This window comes from Syntrophotalea acetylenivorans, assembly GCF_001887775.1.
Taxonomy (GTDB): Bacteria; Desulfobacterota; Desulfuromonadia; order Desulfuromonadales; family Syntrophotaleaceae; genus Syntrophotalea_A; species Syntrophotalea_A acetylenivorans.
In genome coordinates this window covers 3,073,545-3,098,419 of the sequence record NZ_CP015519.1, presented here as the reverse complement: position 1 = coordinate 3,098,419, position 24,875 = coordinate 3,073,545, and the positions used below count along the sequence as shown (strand labels likewise).

Sequence of the window (24,875 nt, the reverse complement as noted above, 5' to 3'; positions counted from 1 at the left end):
GAAACGGATTGACCCAGAAAAGATATCTTAAGGAACCCATCGAAGAACAGATGGGCAGCTGAAAGGGAGGGAAAATCGTGTGCCGCCGGGATCGGCAAAGGTTGTTTCGAATGATTATCGACCGCGCTGTTCCAGATCGATCAGCAACTGTCGAAGTTTGGTGCGCTCGGTTTCCAACGCTTTGAGTTCCGTTTCCAGCGATGCTATCTGTTGTCGAAGTTTTTGGTTCTGCTTGTCACTGACCGACTGGGATTTTTTAAGGCGCTTAATAACTTTCTGCTGGTTTTCAATGGTGTCCAACAATGTCTGAATAGTATCTGCCTTGGTGGACCAGGGGCTATCGGGGTAGCGACTCTGCAGTGTAGCGAAGGCCGCAGGCAACCCTTCTCCGTTATCGAGCGCCTCCATCCCCAGGACAAATAGCTGTTGATCGGCAGGAGTCAGCCACATAGGCCGGGAGGTGCCCGTGCATGCAGTGAGCAGAATCAAAAGAGAGAGGCAGAGCAATAAGCGCATAATCAACGTAGCTCGCGGCGATCGATAAGATAGTTGCTGCCGGGCAGCTTTTTCAGGTGTTCTTTCATCTTTGCACACTCGCGGCCGATGGACTCAGCCGTGGGATTTGCTAAATTATTTGAGCAGACGATAGCAATGGACATGGACAGCAGAGGGAATTCCCTTTCGACGCCATACCTATCCATTCCTTTAAAGTAGCCGACCTGGCGATCCTTTTCGTTGTAGAGACCGGGTACAAGAGCATCAAACGCCTTGATCAACTCGGCGGCAATCTGTTCGGCGCGATCTGGCGTACTCAGCAGCACATAATCGTCACCGCCGACGTGACCGATCAGATCCTGTGGAGTACCGAAGTGGGTACCGATGTCTTTGACCATATCTCCTACCTGCGAGATGACATCGCTGCCGGCCTGGTATCCGTAACGATCGTTGTAGGCTTTGAAATAATCAAGATCGACATAGATGTGGGCAAAAGGCTGACCGTCGGCGATACGGTTTTCCAGTTCACTCTTGATGGTCAAATTACCTGGCAATCTTGTCAAGGGATTGGCGTCGAGGTGAAGTTCTTCCAGGGCCCTGAGCTTCTGGGACATATCGGCAAAATGTCGAGCCAAATGACCGAATTCGTCGTGACTCTCCAGGTTAAGGGGATAGTCGTAACTGCCTGCGGCGATGGCTTTGGTAGCCCGGGTGAGTTGACCGACGCTTCGATGAATCTTGAGAATGACCCCGACGGCCACAACGGCAGCAAGGCCGATGCCGGCAAAAGCCAGGGCGAGTGTCAGACGGTACCCCTGCTGTATATCGCCGGCATAGAGTCGTATGGTATCGTCCATGACCTCTCCCCGGCGCTGCCGAAACACCTCGAGAACTTTTAGCAGCCTGTCGCGGCGAGGCGACAGGGTCTGCATAGAATGCTGCTCTGCCGCGTCCCAGTTTTCTTCTGTCAACAATGCCAGACTTTTGCGGCTGGCCTGATCGAACTTGGAATAAACCTTCTGCAGCGGGAGAAAATGATCGTCTTGAGAAATTATGATTATCTGACGCCAGGTGCCGGCGACTTCCAGCTGTCGACTTTCGAGCAACGGCAACATGGAGGCATCTCGCAACACCAGAATCTGTTTTTCCAATCGCTCCTGATCCAAAAGACTCCGGGAGAGGTCGCGCGACAATGTGAAGGTGCGGAATTCTACGGAAACCAACTGTTCCGAGTGGCCCATCAGACTACTCAGAGACATCAAGGCATAGATGATGGCCGTCAGACAAAAACCGACAACCAGCAGATACCCAAGAGCAATCTTTTGCGCCACGGTTAAACGAATCAGTTGCATGGAACCTCTATGGCAATGATTTGGCAGGGGTTCGTATAATTCTTTTGTTCGAGTTTCAGAAGGCAGAACATATGTGGTGCCAGCACCCAGTCAATATGAGTCTCGAATTAACACTACACCCTATTCCCCCTACCAAGGCAGCGGCAAAACCCGGGTTGTCAAAAAAACGTACCTCAATGCGCTCAACACTGTAGCCATGCAAGATTTATGCGGATCGCAGAAACATAAATAAGGCCACAACTATTCTTCAGTAAACCATACATCCAAGAAATGGCGAGCATTCCTAAAAAGTTCTAAACATTTGCCTATTGATTTTACCTCCTGGGTTTTTGAATAATCTACTGCAACAGTCGCGGGAATAATCTCGCCATTGAAATGGAGATGGTTTTGGAAAAAATTTATGAATTTATCGACTATGGCGTGATTGTCACTTTTTATGACCACGGCACCCATGTCGCCGAAGTCTCGATGTATCTTGATGAAAGGCGCACTCTCGAACCCCAGTCCGTTGTATTAAACTACGAGGAAGCCGAACGCAAAATTGCAGACTACCGTGCTCGGGAGGCCTGATGCGATAGGCGATCATTGCCTTACTTACTGGGAATCATCGCATCGAAAGGCTTTGTTTAAATGCTATGCTATCGGGGTCCAACTAAGAATAACCTTGAAGAAGAGCTACAGGCTAACAGGTGAGATAACGAGTGACGGTTAAATCAAGGACTTGTGCGGACAGGCAGATACTCCTTGACTCCGCGAAAGGTGGCCCGATGAATCGGGCAGGGACCGAGATCGACAATCGCCTGCCGATGGGCGGCGCTGCCGTAGCCTTTGTGACCGGAGAAACCGTAGCCGGGGAAGCGTCGATCGTAATGAACCATCAACCGGTCGCGCACCACTTTGGCAATCACCGAGGCGGCTGCGATGGACAGGGAACGACTATCGCCTTTTTTCAAAGTCTGCTGGGGTATCGCATGGGGTAGCGGCGTGATGCCGTCAATAAGAAGATAGTCGGGAACCGGCGACAGGCGACTGACGGCTCGCAACATAGCCTGAAGGGTTGCTTGCAGAATATTGAGCTGATCGATTTCCGCCGGACTGGCATGACCAATGCCCACAGCCAGGGCCTGTTGGCGAATCAAAGGGAAGAGCCTCTCCCGGGCAGCATGGGAGAGTTTTTTTGAATCCGTTAAACCCGGAAGTTCGAAGTGCTCCGGCAACACTACCGCGGCAGCCAATACCGGCCCGGCCAAGGGACCCCGTCCCGCCTCATCGATACCGGCAACAAGCTTATAACCCTGCCGCTGCAGACGTCTTTCAAACTGCAGAGGATGCTCCTCTGCCGGTGGAAAAAGCTCCAGAGTCACCAGAACCTCTCCTTTCGAAATACGGAATCATACAGAAACCGCCCCACATAATAGTTACCGGCTGGCCTGGCCGCAACCCGTAGGGCTTGAGTCGATAGAAAGCCGCATAACATCTTAATCAGCTGTTGAACAGAAAAGGCCCCGGCGACTAGCCGAGGCCTTAACGAACCCAGTGATCTGGTTTTATGCGGTACGCTTTTCGCGGATACGAGCGGCTTTACCCTGCAGCTTGCGCAGGTAATAAAGCTTGGCCCGACGTACGCGACCGACCATCAGCACTTCGATTTTCTCGACTACCGGTGAGTGGAGAGGGAACACACGCTCAACACCCATGCCGCCGGAAACCTTGCGGACGGTAAAAGTCGAACCCAGGGCGCGGTTCATACGCTTGATGCAAACCCCCTGAAAGACCTGGATACGCTGCTTGTCGCCTTCGACGATCTTGACGTGTACTCGCAGGGTATCTCCAGCCTTAAAAACTGGAAGATCCTTCTTCATCTGTTCCATTTCCAAACGATCAATAACGTTCATATCTTCCTCCTCAGCAACATGCTGTTTTTGTTCTAGCTTTATCGTTTAGTCTGCCACTGTCCCCAACAGCCGATCGAGCATGATCGCAGCTGCCGAGCGCACCGGCAAATGATTATAATTGTCGCCAGCACCGACAATCGGTTCCAGCACCGTCCAACCCTGTTCAAACAGTTCCGGCGCCAGCCCCCAGCCCGTACCAAGTACAAGCAGAAGCGACCGCTCGGCTAAAATCTCCCGGCAACGGCCAAAAGAGATACCGCCCTGACTCGCAGCACCGGTAAGCACCGGCCACGGCTCGGCTCCGCTGACCTGCTGCCAGTCGGCCAGAGCCTCTTCCAGACTGGCGGCTACAACAACCAGCTTGAGGGCCTCGGCCCGCTTAGGGTTGTAGCTGGATCCATGCCCCTGCCGCCAGTGCTGCAGAATACGATCCACCAACTGCTGCTGCTCCGCCAGGGGAGTCACCAGGTAAACCCTGGAGACCCCGTAGGTTCGCGCAGTACGAGCCAGATCGTGGATATCCAGATTGGTTACCGCCGTGGTGACCAGATCACCTCGCCGATCGACAATGGGGTGATGCACCAAAGCTATAGCAACAGCCGGCTGCTTCATTTGACACCGCTTTTCAGTTCCTGGCGGAGTTCCTCAAGCCAGCGCTGGTCCTGTTCGCTCAATACGGCTTTTTCCAGCAAGTCGGGTCGGCGCTGCAGAGTCCGCCTAAGCTGTTCACGGCGTCGCCAGCGTTCAATGGCTCCGTGATTACCGGACAATAAAACATCGGGCACGGCCATGTCGCGAAATGTGGCCGGACGCGTATAATGAGGGTGTTCCAGCAAACCGTCGGCATGGGAATCGCTGACCGCACTCCCACTACTGCCAAGCACACCGGGCACGAGTCTCGCGACGGCATCGATCATGACCATTGCCGCCAGTTCGCCACCAGTCAGCACAAAATCCCCGATGGAGAATTCGTCGTCGACCAGGGTGCGGATTCGCTCGTCGAAACCTTCATAACGCCCACAGACAAAAACCAGCCGCTCTTCCTTGGCCAATTGCTGAGCATGATGTTGCCGAAAAGGTACCCCCTGGGGGGTCATCAACAACACCCGGGGTCGTGGTCCGCTACTACGGAGATCATCCAAAGCTTTAGCCACAGGCTCCGGCTTGAGAACCATGCCGTCGCCACCACCATAGGGAGTGTCGTCTGTAATCTTGTGCCGGCCCTCGGCCCAATCCCGCAGATTATGCGCTGAGATATCGATCAACCCCTTGTCCACCGCCTTGCCGAGAATACTATCGGCAAAAGGTGAATCGCACAGGGCGGGAAACAGGGTCAGTAGTTCAAAGATCATCAGGCTTGGACACCAGGCCTTCGGGCAGATCAAAAAGAATTTGCCCGGCGGCCAAATCAATCTTGGTAATAAATTGCGGGACCGCGGGGATCAGCACCTCGCCGTAACGCCCATTGATCACATAGATATCGTGAGCAGCGGTAGTAAAAAGATTGCTGAGGGCACCGAGGTCGCCATCCTGCTTATCGATAGCCCGCAATCCACGTAATTGATGCCAGTAATAAGCACCCTGCGGAAGGGCGGGCAATCGGTTCACTTCGACCAGGACCGCAGCGCCGATCAACCCCTGAACCGCTTCGACATTATCGAACCCGGTCAGTTTGACCACCAGGTTTCCGCGAACCGTACTGCGGCGTACAATCCGACAAGCCAGCGGCGCACTTCCCGTCACCTGTATTAAGAGCTCATCGTGCTCCTGCAGTACCGAAAAGTCAGGATCTTCACCACGCAGTTTAAGTTCACCGCGCAAACCATGGCTACCCGCTACTACTCCAATTCGGAGCAACTCTGTGGAAGAATTCGTCATTACTCCAAAATCTGCAAACTGGCCCGCTTGTCTTCCCGCGTGGCCTTGGCATTCAGCAGGGTGCGCATGGCCTTGGCCGTGCGTCCCTGCTTGCCGATAATGCGGCCCATATCCTCAGGCGCCGCAACCAGCTGAAGAAGGATACTGCCATCCCCGCCCTCTTCTTCCGTGACGGTGACCGCATCCGGGTTTTCGACAAGAGATCTGGCGATGAATTCGATGAGCTCTTTCATGGGTCAGTCCTTGCTTAAGAACAGCATCCCCACTTCGGCCCCGACTTGCCTGCAGGTTGATTAAGCCTGCTTGAACTTGGCCCAAAGGCCCTTGTCGCGCAGCAACCGCCGCACGGTGTCGGTAGGCTGAGCACCTTTCTTCAGCCATTCCATCACCCGGTCTTCGTCGATGTTGACCATTACCGGGTTCTGGCGCGGGTCATACTGCCCGAGGTTTTCAATAAAACGGCCGTCACGCGGGAAACGCTCGTCGGCTACCACCACCTGATAAAAAGGCTTCTTCTTGGCGCCGCCACGGGCTAGTCTGATTTTTGTTGCCATGTGCTATTCCTCCTGGATGTGTCGAACGGTTTCCCGTTGTGATTGCTGGATATCTGTATTAAGTAAGAAGGTACCTACCTGGTTTTCATCGGGAAACATGTCGTTTCCCATCTGAAAACGGCGTTGTGCCCATCCATGGTTTCCGGATGAACACTACCTAGCGAATGCCTGGTCTTAAAAAGGCAGGCCGCCTCCGCGCCCCATGAGGTTTTTCATACCCTTGGGACCCATTTTTTGCAACTTTTTCATCATTTTCTGCGCTTCACCGAAGCGCTTCATCAACTGATTAACATCCTGCACCGTCGTGCCGCTCCCCTTGGCGATACGCAAGCGCCGCGAGCCGTTGAGAATCTTCTGATCGCGTCGCTCACGGGGAGTCATGGAATTAATGATGGCCTCGATCTTCTTCATTTCCTTATCCGGAAGCTGCATATTGCCCATCTGTTTCATGGCCTTGCCAGCTCCTGGAATCATCTTGAGGATCGATTCGAGGTTACCCATCTTCTTGATGGTCTGCATCTGGTCGCGGAAGGTTTCCAAAGTGAAACCGTCCTGACGCAGTTGCTGCTCCATGCGCTGAGCATCTTCCTGATCCATGGCCGCTTCGGCCTTTTCGATCAGGGACAGCACATCGCCCATACCAAGAATGCGCTGGGCCATACGATCCGGATGGAAAACCTCGAGAGCATCGAGCTTTTCCCCCATACCGACCAGCTTGATCGGCTTGCCGGTTACTGCACGTATTGACAAGGCGGCACCACCACGGGCATCGCCGTCAAGCTTGGTCAAAATCACGCCGCTGATTTCCAGCTGCGCATTGAAAGTCTCGGCTACATTGACCGCATCCTGGCCGGTCATGGCATCCGCCACCAACAAAATTTCGCGGGGCTGCAACGAGTCCTTGATCCGCACCAGTTCGGCCATCAACTGTTCGTCGATATGCAGACGCCCGGCGGTATCGAGGATCAGAGTATCGTAGCCGTTGAGCTCGGCATAGCGCTGCGCTTCTTCACAAATCAACACCGGGTCGCGGTCGGGCTGGCTATCAAATACCGCAATATCAAGTTGCTTGCCCAACGTTTTGAGCTGATCAATAGCTGCCGGACGGTAAATATCGGCCGGCACCAACAGCGGGTTACGCTTTTGGCGTCGCAACTGCAGGGCCAGTTTGGCGCAGGAAGTGGTCTTGCCAGCACCCTGCAGGCCGCACAACATGATTGCCACCGGAGGACGGGCTGCCAGATCGAGGCTGTTTTCCTCACCTTCGCCCATCAATCGGCCAAGTTCGTCCCTTACAACCTTGATAACCTGCTGAGCCGGGTTGAGACTCTTGAGAACCTCCTGACCGACGGCCCGTTCGCGTACCGTGGCGACAAACTCTTTGACCACTCGAAAGTTAACATCAGCCTCAAGCAACGCCAGGCGCACCTCGCGCATTGTCTGCTTGATGTTATCCTCGGAAAGGACCCCGTGACCACGCAGTTTTTTAAAAACTGAATCGAGTTTTTCAGAAAGATTGTCGAACATGATTCCCCGAACAAGACGCACCGGTTGCGCTAAATTGCGCAAATGCGAACTATATTTAACACCCCCGGCTTTGTCAAGGGAAAAACCCCGCCAGCCCACGGCATCACCAGCGTGAGAGGAAGGCACAAACAACCCGGGACAAGAGCTACGTCAACAACCTTTTACAGCGGCCATCATGATAATTGACAGACGCCCGAGGTGACCTATAAACTGTGCCCTATTAAACAGAAGATCGGACTACAGGACTCTCCAGGATATGAGCAGATCTAATCGCAGCCGCAACATCGATGGCGTCGGTGCCGTAATCGGCAAGTTGTTTCAACAACGGGGCATGGAAGACAAAATGCGCCGTTACCGTGCCTGGCAACTCTGGGACAAAGTGGTCGGTCCGCAAATCGCCGCTCGCGCCCGCCCCTCCAGAATGCGTGACAACACTCTGGAAGTATGGGTTGATCACGCTGTCTGGATGCAGCAACTCCAATTGATGAAACCGAAAATCCTCGCCCGGCTTAATACCGCCCTTGGCGAGGATTTGATTCAGGACATCTACCTGCGGCGCGGCCGTCCCCGCAAAGACAATGCCCCCGTTGCCGTCAAGGCACCTGTATTGCGCTGGCAGAAAACCCAACTTTCCGCCGGTGAAGAGGAGCAGATCTCCCGGGCGGTTGCGTCCTTATCCGACGAAGGACTGCGCCAAGGGTTACAACGTTTGTTTCGCCGCCAGGCTCAGGTAAACAAAGCCCGCAAAGAATCACAAAACAGCTCTTCTGAAGGCGGCACGGAAAACAAGGCCTGAGCGCCTAATTGCCCTTCACGCAAGCCTCTCCGTAACAGCTCAACACCTCGGCGCTATAGGCTTCTCCATCATAGACGTACAACGGCGCCTCTATCGTCATACCGCCCCTGCCGCCCCTGCGACTTTCCACCAATACCATGCGGGCGGCCTCTCCGATGCGGGAATGGATGCAGCGCAATCGCTTCGGCTCCAGTCCGGCCTGTCGCAGCAGTGCAAGCAACTCAGCCAATCTCTCGGCCAGATAGACCAGATAGCAGCGACCGCCGGTACCAAGCAGATAAGCGGCTGCGGCGACAAAGTCTGCTAAATCACCGGCCATTTCGTGACGGGCCTGAGCCCTTTCCGATTGTGGCGATAACCGGCCGCTATCCGCCTTGCGAAAGGGTGGATTGGCTACCACCACCTGGGCGCTTTCGGCGTCCAGCAAGTTGCGAACCTGCCGTAAGTCCCCTTCCCGAATCGTGATACGGTTTTCCAATCCATTGAGTTTCACGCTGCGCCGGGAACGGGCGACCATAGCCGATTGCCGTTCAACACCGACAATGTTCCGGGTCTCGCTTCGCCTGGCCAACAACAGAGGGATAATACCGCTGCCGCTGCCCAGGTCGACCACTGTTTCATCGGTGGCAACCCGGGCAAAAGCACAGAGCAGCACCGGATCGAGGGAGAAACGATAGCCGTCCTGACGTTGAATGATCTTCAATCCGCCAAGACGCAGATCGTCAAGGGTTTCTCCCTCCTTCAATTCGAATGAACCTTGGTCCAGAGAATCTGCAGGCATCGAATTCAGCCGCCGCCGTAGGAGTGCAACCCGCCGATAGCCGGAATGAGATTGACCCCCAGATAACAGAACAGGGTGGCTGCAAAACCGAGGATCGACAGCCAGGCGGCCCGACGACCACTCCAACCACGAGTAAGACGAGCGTGCAAAAACGCCGCATAAATAAACCAGACGATCAGGCTCCAGGTTTCCTTCGGGTCCCAACTCCAGTAGGTACCCCAGGCGTAATTGGCCCAAGCTGCGCCAGTGACGATACCCAGCGTCAAAAAGGGAAAGCCGATCATGATCGCCTTGTAGTTGAGAGCATCAAGCACCTCCAGGCTCGGCAACAGATCGTCAGCCTTATCAGCTTTAGGCGCCGCAGAAGCACTCTTAAACAAGTACATGATCGAGACCGCGCAACCCACGGCAAAGGCGGCATAGCCGAGAAAGCAGGTCACCACATGATAGGTCAACCAGTTGCTTTGCAAGGCCGGCACCAGCGGTTCAATGGCATCGTTGCCCCACAGCTGGGCCCAGCACATGGCCAACAGGGCAAAGGGCACCACAAAAACACCCACGGCCCGCTGCCGAAGCCGTAAATCGATGAGCAGATAGATAAGCACTATAGACCAGGCGAAAAAAACCACCGATTCATAGAGATTGCTGAGGGGCGCATGGCCGATGGCACCGGGCAAACGGTAGGATTCGATCCAACGCAATCCGATAGCGGCGCTGTGGGCAAAGAAACCGCACCAGACCGTCGCCACGGCCAAAATGCCAAGACGCCGGTTGCGCAGTACCATAACCACGGCCAGCATGACCATGGCAACAAAGTAGACAGCCGTGGTCAGATTGAAGAGTTGTGCACTGTTCATGACCGACCCTCCTTCGCCGAATTGTTAGTTGCTTCAAGCTCCGTCGCCAGTTCCTCGCACAACCGCTCAAAGGTGCCGGCAAAAGCCGGTTGGTTGCGATGACTGCTGCCCGCTACCTGCACCTCACAACCAGCGGCCGTCGGTCGAATTGTCAGCCACAGACGCTGGTGAGCCAGACTAAAAGCACTCAAAGAACCGAGCACCAGCAGCAAGCAGCCGAGCCAGACCAGAGGCACCCCGGGGTCCCGAGCTACCTGAAGGCCTGTGTAGTAGCGTTCCTCCACCCGCAGCAATTGCAAGTCATAGGGAGAGCGGTGATTCATGTCCTCCGGCACCTCCTGCATAGCGGCAATAACCGGCAGACTGTTGCCTTCGGCGGTAAGCACCTCGACCAACGCCGCCCCTCCCAGATCGCGAAAGGCCGGGGTATAATCCACCACCCGCAGGAATCCGCCATCGGCAAGGGACATCTGCTGGCCCGGCCGACCTGCCAACTGCAACTCGGTACCATCCGGCATGCGCACCTGCAGGTGAAACAGAGGCATCTCCGCAAGCCCGTAGCTCGACTGATAAAAGGTCAAGCCGCGGTACTGCAATGGCCGGTTAACCACCACCGGAACCGCGGTGTAACCGGGCACCTCCTGCCCATTTTCAAGGACCGTCAGCAGACTGCGATATTCCCGCGGCCGTGCACTGCCCTCATAGTAGCTCACCGAAAAATCGTCGCAACGCAGACCGAATCCAAGCTCGATCGGCGCTTGTCCTTCACTGGCCGGCAGCTGGGTGACCGTCTCCCCTTCGCCCACGGGTACAAAGGAATCGAAACCGTACCAGTTCCCGATCAGAGCGCCCAGAATAATGAACAGAATCGCCAAGTGGGTGACATAGGCCCCGAAACGGGCGTAGCGGCGCCGCTCGGCAAACAGACAGACCTCTTGTTCCGACCCCGCGGTCTGCCGGGGTCCGGCAAATCGCTGTCTCACCAACGGCTCAAGTCTTTTTGCAGTCTCTTCCACAGAAAAGGCAACCCGCAGGGTCGTCTTATGAGATAGCGAACGGAGCAGAGCGCTATCGGCCACTAATGGCGGCCGGGTAACGGTACGCCAGACGGCCGGCAGGCGCCGCAGAGAGCAGGCAACCAGATTAAGAACAAACAAGCCGAGTAACGCCATAAACCAGACGGAATGGTACATATCGTCCAGTTGCAGAGCCTGGAGCAGCTGTGCTTTTTCGCCGTAATGTTGTTGGTATTGGAGAGAGGAAAGCTTCTGCGGGATGACCGTACCGAGAACGGAGGTTGCTGCCAGCAGCAGCAAAGTGGCGACGGTCAACTTAAGAGAGCAGAGAAAGGTCCACAGGGATGAAGATCGACGCGGTTTACCGGGCATGGCAGCTCCTGAAAAAACGGCCGTACAAAACACATAGGTCTTTTGTACGGCCGCTGCAACTAGGAAAAAACTATAGGCCGTCGGCGGCCAGACGTTCCTGCAAGGCGTCGGACTTGACAGCCACCTTCTCCGCCATGTCGGCTTTGAAGTCGGCCAGTTTGGCAGCCATTTGTTCGTCGCTGGCCCCCAGCAGTTGGGCGGCAAAGATGCCGGCATTACGGGCGCCGGCCTTGCCGATGGCCATGGTCGCTACCGGAATTCCGGCAGGCATCTGTACTGTGGCCAGCAGTGCGTCGAGACCCTTAAGTGCCGAGGAATCGATGGGCACGCCAATCACCGGCAGGGTCGTTTCGGCGGAGACCACCCCGGCCAGGTGGGCGGCGGCGCCGGCACCGATGATCAGGGCGCGGATGCCGCGCTCGCGGGCCTGGCGGGCATAACCGGCAGTGCGCGCCGGCGAGCGGTGGGCGCTGGAAACCTGCATTTCATAGGGGATACCGAAGCTCTTCAGAGCCCGGGCTGCCTCTGCCATAATTTCGTAGTCGCTGTCGCTACCCATCAGGATACCGACCAGTGGCTTGTCACTCATAGTAAAGACTCTCCTTTTTTAAGTTGGTTCTAAAAATCGGGGTAAAACTTCAAAATAATTCTCACACCCGTTCACTCTGCTCACTCAGGCCGCAAAGAAAACCCTATAAGAAGGGTTTTGCCTCTCTTGGCGTCTTTGACTGAAAGGAGCGGGCGTGGGGCCTTTTTTAAAAAATTTGGGGCTTTTCCAGCAGCCTACTACCGATTCAACGCCTTGCGACCGATATCGCTGCGGTAATGAACCTCGGGCCAACTAATGGCCTTGACACCCTTATAGGCTGTTTCGATGGCCTCGGCCACGGTAGAGCCCAGCCCGGTCACACCCAGCACACGACCACCGGCGGTCACCACCTTCCCGTCCTTTTCAACGGTGCCGGCGTGAAACACGGTAAGATCGTCGATGGCCGCCGCGGCTTCGAGGCCTTCGATGACCTGGCCCTTCTCGTAGGCACCGGGATAACCACCTGCCGCCATAACTACGCATACTGCGGCCTTGTCGTGCCACTCCAATTCGATACCGGACAGGTCGCCTTTGGCACAAGCCAACAAAACCGGCACAATGTCCGACTTGAGGCGAGCCAACAGAGGCTGAGTCTCGGGATCGCCGAAGCGGGCGTTGAATTCCAAAACCTTGAGTTCGCCGTCCTTGATCATCAAGCCGGCGTAGATAATGCTGCTATAATCGCAACCTTCGGCGGCCATGCCGGCAATGGTCGGCTTCAGCACTTTTTCGAGAATCTGCTGATGAATCGCATCGGTGACCACCGGCGCCGGAGAATAGGCACCCATGCCACCGGTATTGGGACCGGTGTCACCGTCCAGGGCCGGCTTGTGGTCTTGGGAAGAAGCCAGCGACACGATATTCTCGCCGTCGGTAAAGGCCAGGAATGAAGCCTCCTCCCCTTCCAGGAATTCCTCGATAACCACGCGGCTGCCAGCGGCACCAAAGGCTCCTTCACAGAGGATATCCTCTACCGCAGCGATAGCCTCCGCCTCGGTTTGGGCCACGATAACACCCTTTCCGGCGGCCAGGCCATCAGCCTTGACCACGATGGGAGCGCCCTGCTCACGGATAAAGTCTTTCGCCTGCTCGGGATCGGTAAAGGTACCGTAGGCGGCCGTCGGTACACCATATTTGGCCATCAGATCCTTGGAGAAGCTTTTACTGCCCTCGATCTGAGCCGCTTTTTTATCGGCTCCGAAGACGGTCAGGCCGGCCTCGCGAAAGCGATCGACAAGACCCAGGGTCAGGGGCAGTTCCGGTCCGACCACGGTCAGGCCGATCTGCTGCTCTTGAGCGAAGGCCAGCAGGCCCTCGATATCATCAACCTTGAAATCGACGCATTGGGCCAACTCGGCGATGCCGGCATTACCCGGTGCGCAAAAGATCTTTTCCACCAGGGGGGACTGGGAAATTTTCCAGACCAGGGCGTGCTCTCTCCCGCCGCCGCCAATTACCAGAACGTTCATATCGATTATCCCTTTCTAGCCGCTTCTTTCGACCAGCGACCTGAATAGCTCCAAAACGCTACATTGAAAGCCCGAACACCGTGGGATTTCGTCCCTCATGTCGATGCCAAATGGGCTCACAAATTCGCAGCCAGATGGCTAAGCAAAAATTTCGTCCTACAAGGCCTGGTGGTTTTTCAGGGACGAAGGCATACATCAGTATGTCGAGATCCTGAAAAACCACCGTAACGCAGTAGGGCGGAATTTTTGCGACGCCATCGACGCCATTAGTGCTTGAAATGCCGCATGCTGGTAAAGACCATGGCTATTCCGGCTTCGTCGGCCGCAGCGATTACTTCTTCGTCACGAATCGAACCGCCCGGCTGAATCACTGCAGTGATACCGGCAGCAGCAGCATTGTCGATGCCATCGCGGAAGGGGAAGAAAGCATCGGAAGCCATAGCTGAGCCTTCTACTTCCAGGCCGGCGTGTTCCGCCTTGATGGCCGCAATACGTGCCGAGTTGACCCGGCTCATCTGACCGGCTCCAACGCCGATAGTCATGCCGTCCTTGCCGTAGATAATAGCATTCGACTTGACGAACTTGGCGACCCGCCAGGTAAAGAGAAGATCCTGCATCTCTTTGTCCGTCGGCTTGCGCTTGGTCACCACCTTAAGTTCATTCGTCAGCAACAGATCGGCATCCTGCACCAGGAGACCACCGTTGACTCGTTTGAAATCAAGACGATCCGCCGGAGTTTCGGGCCAGAAGCCGCACTCGAGAAGACGGACATTCTTTTTGGCAGCAACCGCAGCAGCCGCTTCTTTGGTCACGGCCGGGGCAATGATTACCTCGACGAACTGGCGATCGATAATCGCCTGGGCGGTGGTTGCGTCGAGGCCACGGTTAAAGGCCACGATACCGCCGAAGGCCGATTCGGGATCCGTGGAAAAGGCACGTTCATAGGCTTCGAGCAAATTCTCACCGATTGCCACACCACAGGGATTAGCATGCTTGACGATAACGCAGGCCGGCCCCTCATCGAATTGCTTGACACATTCCAGTGCGGCATCGGTATCGGCAATATTGTTATAAGACAAAGCCTTGCCCTGCAGCTGACGGGCGGTGGAGATAGAAGCTTCCTGACCTTCGGCCTCGACGAAGAAAGCCGCCTGCTGATGGGGGTTCTCGCCGTAGCGCATCTCCTGAGCTTTTTTGTACTGTACGGTCAGGGTCGCAGGGAAAGTCGTTTCTTCTTCACCGAGACGCTTGCCGAGCCAGTTGCTGATGGCCGCATCGTAGGCCGCGGTGCGCTGATAGACTTTGACCGCCAGGTTGAAATTGGTTTCTGCCGAAACATTTCCGGCGTTGTCTCCCATCTCTGCCAGTACCACCGAATAATCTGCCGGATCAACGACCACGGTTACGTCCCGATTATTCTTGGCCGCGCTGCGCAGCATGGTCGGGCCACCGATGTCGATATTTTCAATAGCATCTTCCAGGCTGCAGTCCTTTTTGGCTACCGTGGCCTCAAAAGGATAGAGATTAACCACGACCATGTCGATGGGTTCGATGCCATGCTCAGTCATTTTGGCCACATGGGCAGGATTGTCCCGCATTCCCAGCAGGCCTCCATGAACCTTGGGGTGCAGGGTTTTAACCCGGCCGTCGAGCATTTCCGGAAAGCCGGTGTAGTCGGAGACGTCCTGTACCTGCAACCCTTCCTTGCGCAGCAGGGCAGCGGTGCCGCCGGTGGAGAGAATGGCTACGCCAAAGGTACTGAGTTGTTTGGCGAAGTCGACAATTCCGGTTTTATCCGAAACACTGATAAGGGCGCGTTTGATGACGGCCATAGCAAGGTCCTTTCCTGCATTGATACAAAAATATTTCTAGCAGTTCCCCTGCTAAAGAACGCAGAAGAGCCGCACGGTCTGCAAAAAATAAAAAAAACCGTCAGCAGGCGGTTTTTTAGAAATCGAGGGCACTTAAAAAGGCTTTTTCAAAAGCCGGTGTTCCGGACAGCGGATAGGGAGTCAGCGCATCGGCCAGTCGCTGGGCCTTCTCAGACCCCGCCTCATCGAGCAGGAAGCGGCAGCAACCCGCCAGCACACCAGCCTCGGCGAAGCGTACCCTATCTATCATGTTTTCCGGCAACATGGCAACCCTTTTCAGTATACGGGACGCCAGGGAAAAGCCGAAGGCGCCGGTCACAACAACCTCCTCCACAGAGTCGGCGGCCAGCCCGGCTCTGGCCAGCAGACAATCGACCCCGGCCCGGATCGCGCCCTTGGCCAGTTGAAAGGTGCGCAGGTCTTCCTGGGTCAGGCAGAGATCGACGGTAGCATCCCTATAGAGCCGCAAGCAGCGTTCGCCTTCCCCGCCGTCCAAGTAACGGGCCAGATTGCTCGACACCTGCAAAGGGTCGGCAAAAGTACCATGACTGTCGATCAGCCCGCCCTCCAGAGCCGCCGCAACCGTCTCGGCAAGTCCGCTGCCGCAAAGCCCGCGAGGCACGCCTCCACCGATGACCTCAAGGCGCAGACGGTCGCCGTCCAGAGTGACACCACTGACGGCTCCCGCTGCGGCGGCCATGCCACAGCCGATCCCTTCACCCTCAAAGGCCGGGCCGGCAGCTACCGAGGTGGTCCACCATTGTCCATTTGAATGCAGGGCCAATTCACCATTGGTTCCAATATCGAGATAGAGGGTATTGTTGCGGTAAGGAGCCTGATCCAACAGAAAAGCGACAAGGTCGCCGCCGACATAGCCGGTGACCAGGGGGAAGAGGTAGAGGGGCACCGGAAGGTCAAGGCCGAGCTGATCCGGCGAGAGATACAGTCCCTGCTTTTGTTCCGGCCGATGGGGAGGGAAAAGGATTTTATCCACCGGAAGGCATCGCAGCAGCACACTGATGCCGGCGTTTCCCGCCGCAGCAGCGGAACTGATGTCCTCACGGTTCACGCCGGCAGCCCGCAGCAACTCGCCAATCAGGCGTTCCAAACCTTCAACCAACAGCTTTTGCAGCTGCTTTCCCTGCCCCTTCAAGGCCAGTTCCAGCCGGCTAACGATGTCCGCCCCCAACGAGGCCTGGGGATTGCGCAGGGTCGCTTCGGCTATCACTTGCCCACGGCGGTCGATGAGTCGGCCGGCCAGGGTGGTGGTGCCCAGATCGAGGGCCAATAATGTCTCTTTATCTGTCACAGCACTGCCCCTCTTTGGATCTAAACTGGAATAAATCGGCCAGTTCCGTCCGGCCGGGCGTCTTACTTCTCTTTGCCCTTCCCTCCCCTGTGACGCCGCCGGAGCGAAGTGGGCGTTTTGCGAAACAGGCGGGAAAACTGTTTGAGCGCCAGCGAGTTTTTTTCCGCCCGCAAAACGTCTGCGAAGCGCAGGGGACCCGCAGGACCAGGAGCCGGGGCGCGCTTTTCTGCTTACTCTTTTGCCGCGCAACAAAAAGAGTAAGGCGTCGCGCGGGGACGCAACCCCGCGGTTAAGCATTTCTATTAGCAATCTCAAAAGGCAAGTTGCTAACCGGACAAAACCCACTTTGCACGTGTTTTATACTTCAACCACCCAGATAAACCCGCGGCACCCGTTTACTGATCTGGCAGAAGACCTCATAATTGATGGTATCAATCCGTTGCGCCCACTCTTCAGCAGTAATCACCTGGCCGTTGTCTCGCCCAAGCAGGGTAACCTCGTCGCCAACCTCAACGCATGGTATATCGGTGACGTCGATCAAGGTCCAGTCCATGCAAACAGTCCCCGCCACCGGCGCCCGCTGGCCGCGAATCAGTACTTCGCCCACATTGGATAAATGCCTGCTGTAGCCGTCGGCATAGCCGACCGGAATCGCCGCCAACCTCGTGGGGCGTTCGGCGATGAAACGGTGACCGTAAGAAACCCCGGTTCCTGCCGGAATGTCTTTAAGCTGGGCCACCGCAGTGCGAAAGCTCATCACCGACTGCAAGTCGAGGCGCCCGGCAAAATCAGGAGCGGGAAGACCACCATAAAGTACGATACCAGGCCGCACCAGGTTACACTCGGGGAACTGTTGGGAAAACAGAGCGGCACTGTTGCTAAGATGAATGTGCCTGGGAGTAAAACCGGCTGCGCGGACCAGGCGAAGGGCCTCGCGAAACAGACGGACCTGCTCAGCTGTTAAGGGATGGGTCGGGTCGTCCGCCACGGCAAGGTGGGAGATCAGACCATCCATAGCCAATCCCGGTAACGCGGCCAATGCCGTCAGGGTTGCCGGTAATTCCTCAGCACGAAAACCGAGCCTCCCCATGCCGCTATCGACCTTGAGATGGTAGGAAAGTTTCCGGCCTTCGGCCAAAGCAAGGGTGTTGAGACGGTACGCGGTCTCCAGATCGAAAATCACTGGCACCAGTTGATTGGCCAGTATATCCGGCTCCTGGCCTGGATAAACTCCACCCAGCACCAGGATCGGGCGATTGACTCCAACCCGGCGTAATTCCACCCCCTCTTCGACCATCGCCACCCCGAACAGGTCGGCCCCGGCCTGCTGCAAAGCCGGGGCGATGCGATCGGCACCGTGACCATAAGCATCGGCCTTGACCACCGCTAGCAACGCGCAGCCGTCGCCGGCCTGGTGACGGGCCTGGCGAAAATTGTGCTGCAAGGCGGCAAGATCAATTTCAACGTAGGTGGGGCGATGTCCCTGGCAATGGTGCATGGTGGCGAATTCCGTGTTGGAGCAAACAGATGTATGGAGCGGAAAATGAAGTAGGAAATTTTAGTACGCCGCTGGAAGGCTGTAAAGGACAAATGTCGTCACTACCGCCCCCTCGCCTTGACAGAATCGACCCCCTTCCGATAGAGTCACGGCTACCGACAGCGGTGACAAAAATTACCGTACGCCGGAAAGATACTATACAATGTCAGCATCGACAGACCGCTAGGGGTGTATCATACTGAGAGTTCCGTCAAGGGCGGAGCGACCCTTAGAACCTGATCCGGGTCATACCGGCGGAGGGAAGCGGTGACTAGAGCCGATTACCGTTTCTATCGTCACGTGTCCCGCAACCGACCGTGGCGTTTTTATTTTGCCCAACGGCAAGGACCGAAAGACTTCTGGCCATGAATGACAGTAAAACAGACAAACTGACCGGCCTTTATCTCATTACCGATGGCGCGCGAGGTGAACAGCTCTTCACCAAGGTACGCGCGGCCCTGCAAGGTGGGACGGCCATCGTTCAGTACCGGGCCAAGGACCGCTCTGCCGCCGAAATACAAAGCGAGGCCAAACAACTGGCCGACCTGTGCCGACAGGCCGGAGCCCTGTTCATTATCAATGACGATCCGCATCTGGCCATGGACTGTCAGGCCGACGGCGTGCACCTCGGCCAGCAGGATATGGCTGTCGCTGCGGCCCGCACTTTACTCGGTCCGGATAAAATTATCGGCACCTCGAACCGTACCGTTGAGCAGGCGGTCGCTTCACAAGAAGCCGGGGCCGACTACGTGGCTGTCGGCAGCATCTATCCGACCGGAAGCAAAAGCGATGCGGTGCATATCGGCCTCGATACCTTGCGTGCCATTCGCCAAGCCATCGACGTACCTCTGGTAGCTATCGGAGGCATCAACCGCGATCGGGTCGGCGAAGTAATCGAAGCCGGTGCTGATTCTATCGCCCTGATATCAGCCGTTATGGCCGACCCCGCGCCGGCCCTTGCGGCCCGTGAAATCGCCCTGCAGTTCAACCGACGTCAACCTGTCCCCCATGGCCGGGTGCTGACCGTGGCCGGTTCCGACAGCGGCGGCGGGGCCGGCATCCAGGCCGACCTGAAAACCATCACCCTGCTGGGCAGCTACGGCATGAGCGTCATCACCGCCCTGACCGCCCAGAACACCTGCGGGGTACGGGGCATTCACCCGGTGCCTGTCGACTTTGTCGACGAACAGTTGGCAGCGGTGTTGGACGATCTCGCCCCGGAGGTGATTAAAACCGGTATGCTCCTCGACGCCGGCATCGTTCGCCTGGTCGCCGACCGCCTAAAACAGCACGGTCTACTGGCAATGGTCGATCCGGTAATGATCGCCAAGGGCGGCGCCCCGCTCCTTAGACAGGAAGCCGTCGAAGCCTGCCGCAACCAGTTGCTGCCCCAAACCTATCTGCTCACCCCCAATCTGCCGGAAGCCGCCGAGCTAACCGGCCTGCCGGTGTATAACGAAGCAGACATGGAAAAGGCCGGGCGACGGCTGCAGCAGCTCGGGGCGCGCAACGTGCTGCTCAAAGGCGGCCATCTCGAGGGGGAAGCCATCGATCTGCTGCTGGACGGTGAGACCCTGTACCGTCTGCCGGCTAAACGCATCGACTGTCGCAATACCCACGGCACCGGCTGCACAAGTTCAGCCGCCATCGCCGCCCTGCTGGCAAGCGGTCACCCTCTGCCGCAGGCGGTCACCCTGGCCAAAGAATTTATCACCGAGGCGATCCGCACCGCCCCCGATCTCGGTGCCGGCCACGGGCCGGTCAATCACTTTGCCGCAGCGCAAAAGCTGATGAGAACAATTGATCGAACTGAGCAATGAATCCTCTTTATCAACCCTGAGATTTATGAAGCGTTCGCAAAAACTTACATGTAAGAGATCTGAAAGGTAGACTAATGACCCAGCTCGAACTCGCCCGCCAGGGCATCGTCTCCGATAAAATGCAACAGGCTGCCGAGGCTGCCGGTATCGATGCGGAAATCCTGCGCCAACGGATCGCCGAAGGCACGGCCATCGTCTGCCATAACAACAGGCACACCAACGGCCTGCCGCTGGCCGTGGGCAAGGGCCTGCCAACCCGGGTCAATGCCAATATCGGTACCAGCAAGGACGACACCAGCATCGACAAGGAACTGGAAAAAGCCCGAGTCGCGGTAGCTGCCGGGGCCGACGCCATCATGGACCTGTCCACCGGCGGACCCATTGATGAAATCCGCCACGCCATCATCGCCGAGACCCAGGCCTGCATCGGCAGTGTGCCCCTCTATCAGGCCGCCTGCGACACGGTGGTAAAAAAAGGCAAGGCCATTGTCGATATGAGCGTCGATGAAATCTTTGACGGCATCAAGAAACATCTCGATGACGGCGTCGATTTCATCACCGTGCACTGCGGCGTAACCCGCGCCACCGTCGAGCGTATGGACAACGAAGGCCGGATCATGGAGGTAGTCTCCAGAGGCGGTTCTTTCACCGTAGCCTGGATGGCCCACAACGATGCTGAAAACCCCCTTTTCGAACACTACGACCGCCTGCTGGAACTGGTTAAGCCCTACGACGCCACCCTGTCCCTCGGCGATGGTTTCCGTCCCGGATGTCTGGCCGACGCCACCGACCGGGCACAGATCCACGAACTGATCATCCTTGGTGAGCTCACCCAGCGCGCCTGGGACGCCGGCATCCAGGTCATGATCGAAGGCCCCGGTCACGTGCCCCTTAACCAGATCGAGGCCAACATCCAGCTGCAAAAACGGCTCTGCCACGGCGCGCCCTTCTACGTACTCGGCCCGCTGGTCACCGATATCGCCCCCGGTTACGATCACATCACCTGTGCCATCGGTGGCGCCATTGCCGCCAGCGCCGGGGCCGACTTCCTTTGCTACGTCACCCCCAGCGAGCACCTCTGTCTGCCCAACGTCAAAGATGTGCACGAAGGTGTGATGGCCACCCGCGTCGCCGCCCACGCCGCCGACATCGTCAAAGGCCTGCCCGGAGCCATGGAAAAAGATATCGCCATGAGCAAAGCGCGCAAGGCCCTCGACTGGGAAACCCAATACTGCCTGGCCATAGACCCGGAACTTGCCCGAAAGAGACGGGGCGAATCGGGGGTCGACGAGGAACACGGCGCCTGCACCATGTGCGGCGAGTTCTGTGCCTATAAGGTGATGGACGAAAGAAAGAAATAGAGCTGAGGAATACGGCAGGAAGATAGATCAAAGAAAATTCAAATCGCCCTTGAACCTATAAAAAGTTCAGGGGCGATTTTATAGGGGCCTCATAAATTCCTTGGGAAAACTAAAATCCCCTTCAGCATGATTTAATCGTGCAAGGTTTTGTTGTTGGCTTCGTTTCAGACTTGCAATTACTTTTTGCCACAGAAATTCGTGTCCTTATCATTTCCGATTTCCCGCCTAATGATCGCAATGATATCATCGGAACAGCATCGCCCTTTGGGGTTCAGCTCTTTGCACCGGTTCCCGGTACATGCCTTGGTCGATTCCCGAATCGATTTAAGGGTATGAGAGCCCTCTCGAATGGCCTGAACAATTTTGTCCTCAGTAACCCCGATACAGTGACAAATTAGTTTATCCGTCATTTCGTTTTCCGCCTATCCATGACAACTCCTTTATGCCCTGAGCGGGAACCGGCGCCAATAAACAACCACTCTCTTTCGATATATCATCTCGTTGTAAAGGCCGATAGTCAACCTCACACGAGGGGTGGTTCCAATTTTTCCTGAAACATGAGAAAGCTCCGACCGCACTACACGATTAAGTTCGGTGACCAAACCCGGACCAACAACCTTTACAACAGGGTGACATTAAGTTTCCCGAAAGTTTGGGCTCTGCTATAGTTCTTACATAGCCATTCGCACACCATCCGACCCTTTTAACTTCTTTGCCCTATAAGGCCTACCCATGACGGAACTTGTTTTCCTTCAAGACATGCTGATTCTGCTGGCCCTGGCTCTGGCCAATGCCTGGCTGTTCAGCCGCCTCAAACAGTCGCCGATCATCGGCTACCTGGCCACCGGTATGCTGGTCGGTCCTTACGGATTTCATCTGATAAAAGGGCTCCATGAAGTCGAAGTATTGGCTGAGATCGGGGTTATCCTGCTGCTGTTCACCATCGGCCTTGAATTTCCTTTTGCCCGAATCCTGCGACTGCGACGACTGATGCTGATCGGCGGCACCGCTCAGGTGGCACTCAGCATTCCGTTGATCTGGGCCGCCTGCCGCTTCCTGGGGCTGAGCAACGGGGCCGCCTGGGCTCTGGGTATGGCTCTGGCCCTCTCCTCCACAGCCATCGTTCTCAAGCTGCTGATCGAACAGGGGGAGATGGACACCATCCATGGCCGGGTGTCTCTGGCGATACTGCTGGTTCAGGATCTATGCGTGGTATTCTTTCTGGTACTGTTGCCCTTCTTGAGCGAGGGAGCCGGACAATTCTCCTGGCTTGCAATCGTTAATGCCATCGGCCTCATGGGGGGACTTTCCCTGTTTGTCCGCTACCTGCTCAAACCGCTGCTGCGGGGGGTACTGCGAACCAGTTCTCCGGAACTGTTTCGACTGACCCTGCTAACCCTGGTGCTCGGCACCGCCTGGGTTACCTCTCTGGCCGGATTTTCCCTGGCCCTGGGCGCATTTCTGGCCGGATTGTTCCTGGCTGAGTCGGACTATTCCCATCAGGCAATGGCCGACATTCTGCCCTTTCGCGATACCTTTCTGGCGATATTCTTCGTTTCCATGGGCATGTTGGTCGACGTTCGAATGCTGGCTCACTCCTGGCATCTGGTCCTCGGTTTTCTGCTGGTTCTCTCCTTGCTCAAGATCGGCACCGCCGGTGTTGCCGCCCTGTTCGCCCGCTGCCCGCTTCGGGTTTCTCTGGCCGCCGGCCTCATCCTGTTTCAGGTTGGTGAGTTCTCCTTCGTACTGCTCAAGCAGGCTTCCAGCCTGGGCCTGGTAGATCCCCAACCCTACCAACTGGCCCTGTCGGTAATCGCTATGTCGATGGTCGTCACCCCTCTGTTAGTGCCTCGCGCACCGGCTCTGGCGGCAACAATCGCTAACCTGCTGGGGCATAAAGGCGGCAAGATGGAGGCCGAAACCCTGGAACGTACCGCCAACCTTGAGGGGCACGTGATTATCGTCGGTTACGGCCTGTCAGGGCGCAACGTCGGTGGAATATTGCACGAGATGCAGATTCCCCATCTTTTTATCGAACTGAACAGCGAGTCTGTAAGAAACGGCCGTCGGGATGGAGAATTCATCGTCTACGGCGATGCCACCGCGCCGCCGGTACTCGAAGAACTGGGAATCAAACGAGCTAGGGCCCTGGTGCTGGCCGTCAACGATCCCGGAGCCCTGAGCCGAGCCATCCGCGCCGGTCGCGAACTCAACCCCGACCTCTACATTTTAGCCCGCACCCGCTACCGGGCCGAGCTGGATTATCTGCGAGATCTGGGCGCTGACGAGGTGATCCCCGACGAACTGGAAGCCAGCTTACAACTGTCAAGCTACCTGTTGCGACGCTTCGGCATCGCTGAAGGACGAATTCTGCAGCACCTGACCCAGTTGCGACGCGCCCACTACAGCCAATTGCGCTCCCCCCGGCAAGGAGCATCCACCGAGGCACCAACACTCTCGGTCCTCGAAGGTGGACAAGTGGAGTACCAGGCGGTACCTGGCGATTCCCCTTGCCTCGGCCGGACTCTGGCCGAGATGGCCTTTCGCAGCCGCACCGGGGCCATGGTCCTGGGAGTATTGCGCCGCGAAAGGACTCTCTACAACGTATCGCCAGACTTTCAATTGGAGCAGGGGGACACCCTTATTCTGCTCGGCAACGACGAGGAGATTCAGCGGGTCCGCCAACTGCTGCATGGCATCTGCTCTTGGGAGAAGACCTGTGAATGACTACGCTGCAATCGAAAAACTCTTGGCCGAACGGCCGGCAGGCTGGTGGGAAGAACTGGTTACCATTCTTCCAGAGCTGGAACCTATGGCCGACACCCCCCAGTCGCCTCGCTTTCACGCCGAGGGAGACGTCGCCACCCATACCCGACTGACTATAGAGGCCTGCCCAAACGATTGCGACCCCGACCTGCTGTGGGCGGCTCTTCTGCACGACATCGGCAAACCCCTTTCCACCGAACTGCACGAGGCAGGAATCCACTCCCGTGGCCATGACCGGGCGGGGGCCAAACTCGCGGCCGAGCTTTTAGAACGCCTGGGCATGCCCGAAGGTCGGTGCCGACGAATTGCCTGGGCAGTACGCCACCACACTTTCCATCTAGCCTGGCAATTGACCAGCCCCAATCAGGCGAGCAAAAGACATATTAATTTTATTACCCACAGAGACTTTCCGTTGCTCCTCTCCCTATTGCGAGCCGACTCCCTGGGTTCCCTTGGACACCTGGATAAAATGGACGCCTACGATCTCTATCTGGAACTATGGCTGGATCTGACCGGACAGCGGGAAGAACTCTAGCATGCCGGCAATTGCCCGCACAAAAGAATCCACCCCGGACCGGCATAGGAAATCGCGGGGTGGACTTTTGCGACGATATCATAGATGCCTGCCTC

25 protein-coding genes and 1 riboswitch are annotated in these 24,875 nt (G+C 56.6%); of the genes, 6 read left to right on the top strand and 19 right to left on the bottom strand.

The annotated features are described in order from the left end of the window. Positions 1-114: 114 nt before the first annotated feature. Together A7E78_RS14220 and A7E78_RS14215 are read right to left on the bottom strand one after the other, a co-directional pair. Complete coding sequence (locus A7E78_RS14220) at positions 115-516, bottom strand: outer membrane protein assembly factor BamD (RefSeq protein WP_072284882.1); 402 nt, start codon at positions 514-516, stop codon at positions 115-117. Positions 517-518: 2 nt separating this feature from the next. Next, positions 519-1,847, bottom strand: a complete 1,329-nt coding sequence (locus tag A7E78_RS14215; protein ID WP_072284881.1) for a diguanylate cyclase domain-containing protein — start codon at positions 1,845-1,847, stop codon at positions 519-521. Between the two features lie 387 nt (positions 1,848-2,234). Between A7E78_RS14215 and A7E78_RS14210 the strand changes: the two genes are divergently transcribed. After that, a complete protein-coding gene (locus A7E78_RS14210; protein ID WP_145924916.1) occupies positions 2,235-2,417 on the top strand; it encodes a hypothetical protein in 183 nt (60 codons plus the stop codon). 143 nt (positions 2,418-2,560) lie between these two features. Here the strand turns inward: A7E78_RS14210 and A7E78_RS14205 are convergent, their stop codons facing one another. The 8 genes from A7E78_RS14205 to ffh form a co-directional block, all read right to left on the bottom strand. Continuing rightward, positions 2,561-3,211, bottom strand: a complete 651-nt coding sequence (locus A7E78_RS14205) for a ribonuclease HII (protein ID WP_072284879.1) — start codon at positions 3,209-3,211, stop codon at positions 2,561-2,563. Between the two features lie 183 nt (positions 3,212-3,394). After that, on the bottom strand, positions 3,395-3,742 hold the full coding sequence (rplS, locus tag A7E78_RS14200) for a 50S ribosomal protein L19 (RefSeq protein WP_072284878.1): 348 nt from the start codon (positions 3,740-3,742) through the stop codon (positions 3,395-3,397). A gap of 45 nt (positions 3,743-3,787) precedes the next feature. Beyond that, complete coding sequence (locus tag A7E78_RS14195; RefSeq protein WP_072284877.1) at positions 3,788-4,354, bottom strand: RNA methyltransferase; 567 nt, start codon at positions 4,352-4,354, stop codon at positions 3,788-3,790. Beyond that, positions 4,351-5,094, bottom strand: a complete 744-nt coding sequence (trmD, locus tag A7E78_RS14190; RefSeq protein ID WP_072284876.1) for a tRNA (guanosine(37)-N1)-methyltransferase TrmD — start codon at positions 5,092-5,094, stop codon at positions 4,351-4,353. Before trmD ends, A7E78_RS14195 begins: the two co-directional genes overlap by 4 nt. Then, the gene (gene rimM / locus A7E78_RS14185; protein ID WP_072284875.1) at positions 5,084-5,620 is read right to left on the bottom strand and encodes a ribosome maturation factor RimM; all 537 of its coding nucleotides are present in this window, start codon (positions 5,618-5,620) and stop codon (positions 5,084-5,086) included. Before rimM ends, trmD begins: the two co-directional genes overlap by 11 nt. Next, positions 5,620-5,853 carry a KH domain-containing protein gene (locus A7E78_RS14180; protein WP_072284874.1) on the bottom strand — a complete coding sequence of 78 codons (234 nt, stop codon included), beginning with the start codon at positions 5,851-5,853 and terminating at the stop codon, positions 5,620-5,622. Before A7E78_RS14180 ends, rimM begins: the two co-directional genes overlap by 1 nt. Before the next feature lie 60 nt (positions 5,854-5,913). Then, positions 5,914-6,174: a 30S ribosomal protein S16 gene (gene rpsP, locus A7E78_RS14175; protein WP_072284873.1), complete on the bottom strand. Its 261-nt coding sequence runs from the start codon at positions 6,172-6,174 to the stop codon at positions 5,914-5,916. A gap of 174 nt (positions 6,175-6,348) precedes the next feature. Continuing rightward, complete coding sequence (ffh, locus tag A7E78_RS14170) at positions 6,349-7,701, bottom strand: signal recognition particle protein (RefSeq protein ID WP_072285181.1); 1,353 nt, start codon at positions 7,699-7,701, stop codon at positions 6,349-6,351. 256 nt (positions 7,702-7,957) lie between these two features. On the opposite strand from ffh, the gene A7E78_RS14165 reads away from it, so the two are divergent. Further along, positions 7,958-8,497, top strand: a complete 540-nt coding sequence (locus A7E78_RS14165; protein WP_072284872.1) for a DciA family protein — start codon at positions 7,958-7,960, stop codon at positions 8,495-8,497. Between the two features lie 4 nt (positions 8,498-8,501). On the opposite strand, the gene A7E78_RS14160 is transcribed toward A7E78_RS14165, so the two are convergent. The 8 genes from A7E78_RS14160 to alr form a co-directional block, all read right to left on the bottom strand. Continuing rightward, entirely contained in the window at positions 8,502-9,278 is a 777-nt protein-coding gene (locus A7E78_RS14160) for a tRNA1(Val) (adenine(37)-N6)-methyltransferase (RefSeq protein ID WP_072284871.1), read from the bottom strand. A gap of 5 nt (positions 9,279-9,283) precedes the next feature. Further along, on the bottom strand, positions 9,284-10,135 hold the full coding sequence (ccsB, locus tag A7E78_RS14155; RefSeq protein ID WP_072284870.1) for a c-type cytochrome biogenesis protein CcsB: 852 nt from the start codon (positions 10,133-10,135) through the stop codon (positions 9,284-9,286). After that, positions 10,132-11,523 carry a cytochrome c biogenesis protein ResB gene (gene resB, locus A7E78_RS14150; protein WP_072284869.1) on the bottom strand — a complete coding sequence of 464 codons (1,392 nt, stop codon included), beginning with the start codon at positions 11,521-11,523 and terminating at the stop codon, positions 10,132-10,134. The genes ccsB and resB overlap by 4 nt, the downstream gene beginning before the upstream one ends. Before the next feature lie 70 nt (positions 11,524-11,593). After that, positions 11,594-12,112 (bottom strand): 5-(carboxyamino)imidazole ribonucleotide mutase, encoded by a 519-nt coding sequence (gene purE / locus A7E78_RS14145; RefSeq protein WP_072284868.1) that lies wholly within the window; start codon positions 12,110-12,112, stop codon positions 11,594-11,596. Positions 12,113-12,309: 197 nt separating this feature from the next. After that, complete coding sequence (gene purD, locus A7E78_RS14140) at positions 12,310-13,581, bottom strand: phosphoribosylamine--glycine ligase (protein ID WP_072284867.1); 1,272 nt, start codon at positions 13,579-13,581, stop codon at positions 12,310-12,312. Between the two features lie 266 nt (positions 13,582-13,847). Next, positions 13,848-15,413: a bifunctional phosphoribosylaminoimidazolecarboxamide formyltransferase/IMP cyclohydrolase gene (purH, locus tag A7E78_RS14135; protein WP_072284866.1), complete on the bottom strand. Its 1,566-nt coding sequence runs from the start codon at positions 15,411-15,413 to the stop codon at positions 13,848-13,850. A gap of 115 nt (positions 15,414-15,528) precedes the next feature. After that, positions 15,529-16,761 (bottom strand): ASKHA domain-containing protein, encoded by a 1,233-nt coding sequence (locus tag A7E78_RS14130; protein WP_072284865.1) that lies wholly within the window; start codon positions 16,759-16,761, stop codon positions 15,529-15,531. A 364-nt stretch (positions 16,762-17,125) separates the two neighbouring features. Beyond that, entirely contained in the window at positions 17,126-18,259 is a 1,134-nt protein-coding gene (gene alr / locus A7E78_RS14125) for an alanine racemase (protein ID WP_072284864.1), read from the bottom strand. 214 nt (positions 18,260-18,473) lie between these two features. Next, a riboswitch (TPP riboswitch) is annotated at positions 18,474-18,578 on the top strand. A gap of 85 nt (positions 18,579-18,663) precedes the next feature. Between alr and thiD the strand changes: the two genes are divergently transcribed. Further along, positions 18,664-20,118 carry a bifunctional hydroxymethylpyrimidine kinase/phosphomethylpyrimidine kinase gene (gene thiD / locus A7E78_RS14120; protein ID WP_072284863.1) on the top strand — a complete coding sequence of 485 codons (1,455 nt, stop codon included), beginning with the start codon at positions 18,664-18,666 and terminating at the stop codon, positions 20,116-20,118. A gap of 74 nt (positions 20,119-20,192) precedes the next feature. After that, positions 20,193-21,479 (top strand): phosphomethylpyrimidine synthase ThiC, encoded by a 1,287-nt coding sequence (thiC, locus tag A7E78_RS14115; protein WP_072284862.1) that lies wholly within the window; start codon positions 20,193-20,195, stop codon positions 21,477-21,479. Between the two features lie 176 nt (positions 21,480-21,655). Here the strand turns inward: thiC and A7E78_RS15795 are convergent, their stop codons facing one another. After that, on the bottom strand, positions 21,656-21,889 hold the full coding sequence (locus A7E78_RS15795; protein WP_072284861.1) for a (2Fe-2S)-binding protein: 234 nt from the start codon (positions 21,887-21,889) through the stop codon (positions 21,656-21,658). Positions 21,890-22,211: 322 nt separating this feature from the next. On the opposite strand from A7E78_RS15795, the gene A7E78_RS14105 reads away from it, so the two are divergent. Together A7E78_RS14105 and A7E78_RS14100 are read left to right on the top strand one after the other, a co-directional pair. After that, the gene (locus A7E78_RS14105; RefSeq protein ID WP_072284860.1) at positions 22,212-24,206 is read left to right on the top strand and encodes a monovalent cation:proton antiporter family protein; all 1,995 of its coding nucleotides are present in this window, start codon (positions 22,212-22,214) and stop codon (positions 24,204-24,206) included. Then, positions 24,199-24,780, top strand: a complete 582-nt coding sequence (locus A7E78_RS14100; protein WP_072284859.1) for an HD domain-containing protein — start codon at positions 24,199-24,201, stop codon at positions 24,778-24,780. The genes A7E78_RS14105 and A7E78_RS14100 overlap by 8 nt, the downstream gene beginning before the upstream one ends. Positions 24,781-24,875 lie beyond the last annotated feature (95 nt).